Raw genomic sequence first — 7,984 nt, 5'->3', positions numbered from 1 at the left:
CGCGCGGGGTGGGCGTCCGCCGGCCGCCGGCACCGGCCCTCCCGGCCTGGCCTGCGCCGTTCGCGCCGCGCGGCGGGGCGCGCGGGCGGTGAACGGGTACGGTGGCTCGCATGAACGATCGGATGGTGTGGATCGACTGCGAGATGACCGGGCTCTCGCTCACGGACGACGCGCTCGTCGAGGTCGCCGCCCTGGTCACGGACGGCGAGCTGAACGTGCTCGGAGAGGGCGTGGACGTGGTGATCCGCCCGCCGGAGAGCGCCCTGGCGTCCATGCCCGAGGTGGTGCGGCAGATGCACACCGCCTCGGGCCTGCTGGCGGAGCTCGACGCCGGGACCACCCTGCGCGAGGCCGAGGACCGGGTGCTGGAGTATCTGCACCGCTGGGTGCCCGAGCCCGGCAAGACCCCGCTGTGCGGCAACTCCGTGGGCACCGACCGCGGCTTCCTGGCCCGTGACATGCCGCGTCTGGAACAGCATCTGCACTACCGGATCATCGATGTCTCCTCGGTGAAGGAGCTGGCCCGGCGCTGGTATCCCAAGGCGTACTTCAACAGTCCGCAGAAGGCCGGCAACCACCGGGCGCTGGCCGACATCCGGGAGTCCATCGCCGAGCTGCGCTACTACCGGGAGGCGGTCTTCGTGCCCCCGCCCGGCCCGGACTCCGACACCGCCCGGGCCATCGCCGCCCGCCACACCCCGGGCTGACCGCGCCGCGGCGGGCCGGGGCGCGAAAGCCCGGCGCGAGCACGGCCGGGCACCCTGTACACTCATTACGGCCAGCGCGACGGGCAGCCGCAAGGCGGCCCCTCCGGGCTGGTCATGGTGGGCGTAGCTCAGCTGGTAGAGCACCTGGTTGTGGTCCAGGTGGTCGCGGGTTCAAGTCCCGTCGCTCACCCTTGGAGGGACCCCCGTCCATCACCGCTGGACGGGGGTTCCCGTCGTTGATCGGCGCGGCCGGGGGTGGCATGGCATTCGCTGACGTGGACGGCCTGTGGGAGGAGCTCACCGGCCTGCAGCCCGATCCGGATCTGTGGCTGGTGCTGGCGACCGCCGCCGCGGCGCTGCTGATGACCGGCCCCTGGTCCGTCTGGCGGGTCACCCGCAACACCATCACCATCGCCCATGAGGGCGGGCACGGCCTGGTGGCGCTGCTGATGGGCCGCAAGCTGGAGGGCATACGCCTGCATTCCGACACCTCCGGCCTCACCCTCTCCCGGGGCAGGCCCTCCGGCCTCGGCATGGTGCTGACCGCGGCGGCCGGCTACACCGCCCCCTCCCTGCTCGGCCTGGGCGGCGCCGCGCTGCTCGGCGCGGGCCGGATCACCGCCCTGCTGTGGGGCGCCACCGCACTGCTGCTGCTGATGCTGGTGATGATCCGCAATCTCTACGGCGTGCTGACCATGGTGCTCACCGGCGCGCTGTTCCTGCTGGTGTCCTGGCTGACCGAGCCCGAGGTCCAGGCGGCGTTCGCCTATCTGGCCGTGTGGTTCCTGCTGTTCGGCGGCATCCGCCCGGTGTGGGAGCTCCAGCGCAAGCGGCGGCGCGGCGGCGCCCCGGACTCGGACGCCGACCAGCTCGCCCGGCTGACCCATCTGCCCGCGCTGGTCTGGCTGCTGTTCTTCCACGCGGTGACGCTGATCGCCCTGGTGGGCGGCGGCCGGTGGCTGCTCGATGTGTCCTGAGGCGTCGCCTGAACGGTGGCTGCCGATCGGGCGGCGGCCCGGCCGGGCCCTGCCGGCCGAACATCCGGTGGCCGGCCGGTGGATGCCCGGTGAGCCCGGCGTGGTCCTCCGGTGAGGGTGCGGTCCGCCGGGAACCGCTCCCCTTTTGTGACACTCGGTGACGCGCAAAGACACTGGGTGACGCACTAAAGTGGCTGTCATGACGGAACGCAGCGAATCCCTCGCTTTCTGGCCCGCGCCGTCCGCCCCCGGCGGGGTGGATGCGACCGTCACCGTGCCCGGGTCCAAGTCCCTCACCAACCGCGCACTGATCCTGGCCTCGCTGGCCGCCGAACCCGGCTGGCTGCGCCGCCCGCTCCGCTCCCGCGACACCCTGCTGATGGCCGACGGCCTGCGCGCCCTGGGCATCGGCATCGAGGAGACCCTCTCCTCCAGCGCCACCGTCTCCGGCGCCCCCGATCTGCACGGCGAGGCATGGCGGGTGATCCCGGCCACGCCCGCCGGGCCGGCCGCCGTGGACGTCGGCAACGCCGGCACCGTGATGCGGTTCCTGCCGCCGCTGGCCGCGCTCGCCGAGGGGCCGGTCACCTTCGACGGCGACCCCCGCTCCCATGAACGGCCGCTGTCCGGCCTGATCAACGCGCTGCGTGCGCTGGGCGCCCGGATCGACGACGGCGGGCGCGGCGCACTGCCGATGACCGTGCACGGCACCGGCACCATGGACGGCGGCCCGGTCACCGTGGACGCCTCCGCCTCCTCCCAGTACGTCAGCGCCCTGCTGCTCTCCGGCGCCCGCTACAACCAGGGCGTGGAGGTCCGCCACAGCGGCGGACGCCTGCCCTCCCTGCCGCACATCCGGATGACCGTCGACCTGCTGCGCCGGGCCGGTGCCCAGGTGGACGCCCCGGAGTCCGGCGGCGAGCCGGGCGTGTGGCGGGTGGCGCCGGGCGCCCTGCTCGGCCGCGACCTGGTCATCGAACCGGACCTGTCCAACGCGCAGCCCTTCCTGGCCGCCGCCCTGGTCACCGGCGGGGCGGTCACCATCCCCGACTGGCCCCGGCGCACCACCCAGCCCGGCGACCGGCTGCGCGAGATCTTCACCGCGATGGGCGGCTCCTGCGTGCTGGACGAGCGCGGGCTGACCCTCACCGGCGGCGGCCGGGTGCTCGGCATCGACGCCGACCTCGGCGACGTGGGGGAGCTGGCCCCGGGCATCGCCGCGGTGGCCGCGCTGGCCGAGGGCGAGTCCGTGCTGCGGGGCATCGGTCACCTCCGGCTGCACGAGACCGACCGGCTGGCCGCGCTCAGCCGGGAGATCAACGCCCTGGGCGGGGACGTCACCGAGACCGCGGACGGGCTGCGCATCCGGCCCCGCCCGCTGCACGGCGGCGTCTTCCACACCTACGAGGACCACCGGCTGGCCACCGCCGCGGCGGTGCTGGGCCTGGTGGTCAAGGACATCATGGTGGAGAACGTGGCCACCACCGCCAAGACGCTGCCGGAGTTCCCGGAGCTGTGGCGGGAGATGGTCGAGGGCTCGGTGCCGGCCGCCCGTCCCGTGGCGAGAGCCTGACGGACACCGGCACGACAGGCAGACGGTACCGATGCGGCGTTACGACAGGCGAAGCGACGAGGACGACATCCGGGTCCGCCCCGGGCGGCGCGGCAGCAGGCCGCGCACCAGCCGGCGGCCCGCCTACGAGGATGCCGTCGAGGGCTTCGTGATCACCGTGGACCGCGGCCGGCTGACCTGCGTGGTGGACGGCCGCCGGGTGGTCGCGGTCAAGGCCCGGGAGCTGGGCCGCAAGGGTGTGGTGGTCGGCGACCGGGTGGCGCTGGTCGGCGATCTCTCCGGCGACCGCGACGCCCTGGCCCGGATCGTCCGGGTCGAGGAGCGCCGCTCGGTGCTGCGCCGCACCGCCGACGACAGCGATCCGTACGAGCGGGTGGTGGTGGCCAACGCCGATCAGCTGGCCATCGTCACCGCGCTGGCCGATCCGCCACCGCGGCCCCGGCTGATCGACCGCTGCCTGGTCGGCGCCTACGACGCCGGGCTGGACCCGCTGCTGATCCTCACCAAATCCGACCTGGCCGCCCCGGACGCCCTGCTGGACACCTACACCCCGCTGGGCATCCGCCATGTGGTGACCAGCGTGGAGGAGCTGGCCGGGACGGGCGCGGCCGAGGTGCGCGAACTGCTGGCGGGCCACGTCACCGCACTGGTCGGCCACAGCGGGGTGGGCAAGACCACCCTGGTCAACGCGCTGGTGCCGCCCGAGCGCCGCCGCGCCACCGGCGAGGTCAATGTGGTCACCGGCCGCGGCCGGCACACCACCACCTCGGCTCTGGCACTGCCGCTGGCGGACGAGGAGGGCTGGGTGATCGACACCCCGGGAGTGCGCTCCTTCGGCCTGAACCATGTGGACCCGGACCGGGTCATTCACGCCTTCCCGGACCTGGAGGCGGGCGCCGGGAACTGCCCCCGGGCGTGCAGCCACGACGAACCCGACTGCGCGCTGGACGACTGGGTCGCCCAGGGCCACGCGGACCCGGCCCGGCTGGACTCCCTGCGCCGCCTGCTAGCCACCCGGGACCGCAAGGAGGGCGACTGAGGGGGCCGGCGTCCCTCAGGACTCCGGGTGGTAGACGCAGATCAGCACGCCCGTCCGGGCCTCCTTGCAGGAGACCAGGCGGAGCTTGCGCAACTGGCCTTCCTCCGGGAAGAACCGCTTGCCGCCGCCCAGGATCACCGGCTCGATCATCAGCCGGTACTCGTCCACCAGGCCCTCGGAGAGCAGCGTCCTGACCAGGGTGGGGCTGCCGTAGGTCTGCACATCGCCGCCCTCCTGGGCGCGCAGCCGCTCCACGGTCTCGCGCAGCTCGCCGGGGCGCACCAGCCGGGAGTCCTGCCAGACGGCCAGATCCGGCTCCGACAGGGTGTCCGAGACCACGTACTTGGGGAGGGCGTTGAGCCGGTCGGCGAACGGGTCCCCGGACTGGGCGGGCCAGGCCTGGGCGCTCACCTCCCAGGTGCGGCGGCCGAAGAGCATGGCCTCGGTCTTCTGCATCGCCTGGTCGATGTCGGAGCCCATCACCTCCATGTCGAAGTAGGGCATGGACCAGCCGCCGTGGGCGAAGCCTCCGTCGGTGTCCTCCTTCGGCCCGCCGGGGGCCTGCACCACGCCGTCCAGGCTCATGAACTCGCTCGCGACGATGCGCATATCCGCTCCTCGGGGTCGGCGGGGCAGCCGGCTGATCCGCTGCCCGAACGAGAACCACGCTAGGGGCAGCCACTGACAACCGCCCGCCCGGCGGCGCGGCACGTCATGCCGTGCCCGGCCGGCCGGGCTCCAGGTCCGGGACGGCGAACGGGCGGAAGGCCGGGCCGACCAGGGACCTCCACAGCGGGCAGCCGGGGAGGTCCCGCGCGTCGAGGAAGGCGGCGACCGCCTCCTGGAACTCGCCGGAGTAGGGCAGGTTCGGATGGATGACCGGGACCGGGCACGCGTCGGCCGCTCCCCGCAGGCGGGGGCCGCCGGACATCAGCGGCAGGTCGAAGACGCTGGCCACGCCGAGGGCGCGGACACCGGGCGGCAGCCGCCGGGCCAGGGTCCGTTCGATCGCCCCGGGGTCGGCGAGCCACTCGCGGCCGAGCGCGGAGTCGGGCTCGAACCGGGAGCTTCCGCCGGGCCGGGGCAGCCCGGCGGCGATCCGCGCGACGTCCGCGGCCAGGCGTGACCGTCCGGTCCCGCCCTGCGGCGGGTACGGGACCGGGTTGTCCGGGAACGGACCGACCAGCACCAGTTCCGTCACCCCGGGCAGCCGGCCGTCCGCGGCGGCCTCCCAGCTGATCCACACCCCCTGGGAGTGGGTGGCGAGCACGACCGGTTGCGGCAGCCCCGTGAGCTGGGCCTCCTGGAAGGCGATGAGCTGCCCGGTGGGGCGCAGCGTGTCCTCGGGCCCGTAGGGCGCGCCGGTGGTGACGGGGCACAGCGCCTCGTTGCGCGGCTGCCCGCCGCCCGGTCCCGCGTAGGAGTAGTAGAAGGTCCGCCCGCACCGGTAGCCGAGCGCGTGGGGGTCGATCTCCAGGATCGCGCCGCTGCCGGAGGAGGAGTCCACCCCGGACATCAGCATCAGGGAGCCGGGGCGGGGCTCCCGCGGCGGCGGGGCCGTGGGCGGCCCGGCGGGCCCGGTCGCGGCGATCACCGCCAGCGCGGTGAGCCCGGCGGCCGGGACCGCGGCCACCAGCCGGCGGGCCGGCCGGAAGCCGGGGTCGGCGCGCAGCGCACGGACCGCCGTCAGGGTGAGCAGCGCCGAGACGGGGACCAGCAGCACCGGGCCGGCGGGGCGGGTCAGGTCGGCCGCGGCTCCGGTCAGGCCCAGTGCGGCCAGGTAGGCCCCCACCGTCCCCAGCCGCAGCCCGCGCCGGGCGGCGGCCGCGAATCCGCGGCCCAGCCCGGGCGGCGCGGCCCAGGGCACGGCCGCCGTGAGGGCGGTGACCAGCAGCACCACGGCGAACCCGGCCCAGAACAGCCCGTAGAAGAGCAGGGCGCCCGCGCCGAGCAGCAGCGCGGCGCCCAGGAATGCGCCCGGCAGCACGGCGAGGTAGAAGCGGGCGGCGTACCGCAGTGCCGGCCCGCGCGGGCCGCCCAGCAGGAACGCCAGCACGGTGATGCGCAGCGCCAGCGCGCCGGCGAGTCCGGCGAGGAACTGCGGGTAGGTGGAGCCGGCCGCCATCAGCAGCCGCAGGTCGGTGACCAGGTCCAGCGGGGGCAGCGCCACCAGGTGCACCACGCCCGGCCACCGGGGCAGGACACCGGCCGCGGCGAGCCCGGTGACGGCGGCGGTGAGCAGGAGGAACGGGCCCGGCCGCACCGGAGGGACGGGTCCGCTCATGGCCCCGCGGTCACCGCAGCCGCTCCCACCGGACCCGGTACCGGCCGCCGTGCTCGTCCAGGAAGGCGTCGAACCGGGACAGAGGAAGCGGCGCGGGCACCGGGTGGCGTGCCGGGATCCGCTGCACGGCACGGTGGTAGCGGGCGTACTGGGCGAAGTCCAGGGGATACTTCTCCGGCTCCCCGCCGAGCCAGCTTCCCCGTACGCGGGCGCGGGCGAGCAGGGCCTGCCACTGGCCGGCCGGGACGACGCCGACGGAGTCGACACCGTGGTTGAAGAGCATCAGGTGGATCTCGCCGAAGGGGCCGGCCCGGTCGAGGTAGGCGTTCACCGCCTGGAAGGCCGGTTCCGTGTTGAACTCGGTCCAGAAGGGCGTGGACCCGGTCCGCAGGGCCCACCACGGCTCCATGACGATGAAGGACTCGATCAGCAGCCGGTCCGCCGGGATTCCCCGGAGCCGGTACCACCACCGGTACAGATCGGCCACGAGCGGGCTCATGTCCTGCGGTTCGGGGAACCGGACGCGCACCACCCGGTGGCCGCGTTCCCGGGCCGCGCGCTCGATGTCGTCCAGCAGGGCCGGTTCGAATCCCCACTCGGCCTCGGGGCTGCGCCCGTCCGGCTCCGGCGCCTCCCACCGGCGGTGGGGCGAGCCGTACCGCCGCAGGTAGTCGGCGACCCGCGGGCCGCCGCGGTGGAACTCCTCCTCGGTGGCGCCTCCCACCGCACCGTGCTGGAAGACGTGGCGGTCGCCGATCGTGCGGGTGGGCCAGGTCCGCTCGCAGTCGATGACGAAGACGGTGCCCCCGCTCTCCAGCCGTTCGGCCAGGAACCGCTCGTAGCTGTGTCCCAGCCGCAGGCGTTTGACCCGGAAGTAGGCCATGGTCCGGGCCATCAGCCGGTCCTGGCTCGCGTCGTGCATGTGGTGCAGCCGCAGGTCCGGGTTGGCCTCCAGCAGGGTCCGTGCCGGTCCGAGTCCGGCGCGCAGCGCCTCCGCGGGCTCGTCGGGATGGACCCGCCACCGGACCGGCACCAGGAAGGTCTGCGGCAGCCAGGGCATGCCGAGTGCGGCGCACAGGTGGACCACCGCGCCGTTGGCGGAACCGATGGCGACCGCCGGGTAGCGCCGCCGCGGGTACTGGGCGGCCGCCCAGCCGGAGAGCGCCTCCGCGTCCAGCCGGGCCAGCCTGCGCGGCGGGACGGTGCCCGCCCAGCCGGTCAGGATGTACACGGCCTCCCGCAGCCGGCGCGGGAGCGTGTTCACCAGCGTGGCGGGGGGCTGCAGCACCGGCGGGAAGCCCAGGGCCGGGAAGTCCCGGCCGGCCAGGAAGCGCGAGGTGGCCCGGACCATCGCGGTCGCGGAGTCGAAGCCCGCCAGGAAGGCGGGGGTGCGGCTGCCCATGG

Annotated in this window: 7 protein-coding genes and 1 tRNA gene; 5 read left to right on the top strand and 3 right to left on the bottom strand. The window is 74.8% G+C overall.

Annotation, left to right across the window (positions count from 1 at the left end):
* Window positions 1-110 precede the first annotated feature (110 nt).
* The 5 genes from orn (at window position 111) to rsgA (ending at window position 4,296) form a co-directional block, all read left to right on the top strand.
* Window positions 111-707 carry an oligoribonuclease gene (gene orn, locus GQS09_RS12555; protein WP_165986118.1) on the top strand — a complete coding sequence of 199 codons (597 nt, stop codon included), beginning with the start codon at window positions 111-113 and terminating at the stop codon, window positions 705-707.
* Window positions 708-824: 117 nt separating this feature from the next.
* Window positions 825-897 (top strand) — tRNA-His (locus GQS09_RS12550).
* Between the two features lie 70 nt (window positions 898-967).
* Window positions 968-1,684: a M50 family metallopeptidase gene (locus tag GQS09_RS12545; RefSeq protein ID WP_165986117.1), complete on the top strand. Its 717-nt coding sequence runs from the start codon at window positions 968-970 to the stop codon at window positions 1,682-1,684.
* A 199-nt stretch (window positions 1,685-1,883) separates the two neighbouring features.
* On the top strand, window positions 1,884-3,257 hold the full coding sequence (gene aroA, locus GQS09_RS12540) for a 3-phosphoshikimate 1-carboxyvinyltransferase (RefSeq protein ID WP_165986116.1): 1,374 nt from the start codon (window positions 1,884-1,886) through the stop codon (window positions 3,255-3,257).
* Window positions 3,258-3,288: 31 nt separating this feature from the next.
* Window positions 3,289-4,296 (top strand): ribosome small subunit-dependent GTPase A, encoded by a 1,008-nt coding sequence (gene rsgA, locus GQS09_RS12535; protein WP_165986115.1) that lies wholly within the window; start codon window positions 3,289-3,291, stop codon window positions 4,294-4,296.
* A 15-nt stretch (window positions 4,297-4,311) separates the two neighbouring features.
* Here rsgA and GQS09_RS12530 read toward each other — a convergent pair whose 3' ends face one another.
* From GQS09_RS12530 to GQS09_RS12520, 3 genes are all read right to left on the bottom strand, one after another.
* Window positions 4,312-4,905, bottom strand: coding sequence for a dihydrofolate reductase family protein (locus tag GQS09_RS12530; protein WP_165986114.1), 594 nt, complete (start codon window positions 4,903-4,905; stop codon window positions 4,312-4,314).
* Between the two features lie 103 nt (window positions 4,906-5,008).
* A complete protein-coding gene (locus tag GQS09_RS12525) occupies window positions 5,009-6,580 on the bottom strand; it encodes a hypothetical protein (protein WP_165986113.1) in 1,572 nt (523 codons plus the stop codon).
* A gap of 10 nt (window positions 6,581-6,590) precedes the next feature.
* A complete protein-coding gene (locus GQS09_RS12520) occupies window positions 6,591-7,982 on the bottom strand; it encodes a hypothetical protein (protein ID WP_165986112.1) in 1,392 nt (463 codons plus the stop codon).
* Window positions 7,983-7,984: the final 2 nt, after the last annotated feature.

This window comes from Streptomyces sp. YIM 98790, from assembly GCF_011421595.1.
GTDB lineage: Bacteria > Actinomycetota > Actinomycetes > Streptomycetales > Streptomycetaceae > Streptomyces.
This window is presented reverse-complemented; position numbering and strand designations above follow the sequence as displayed.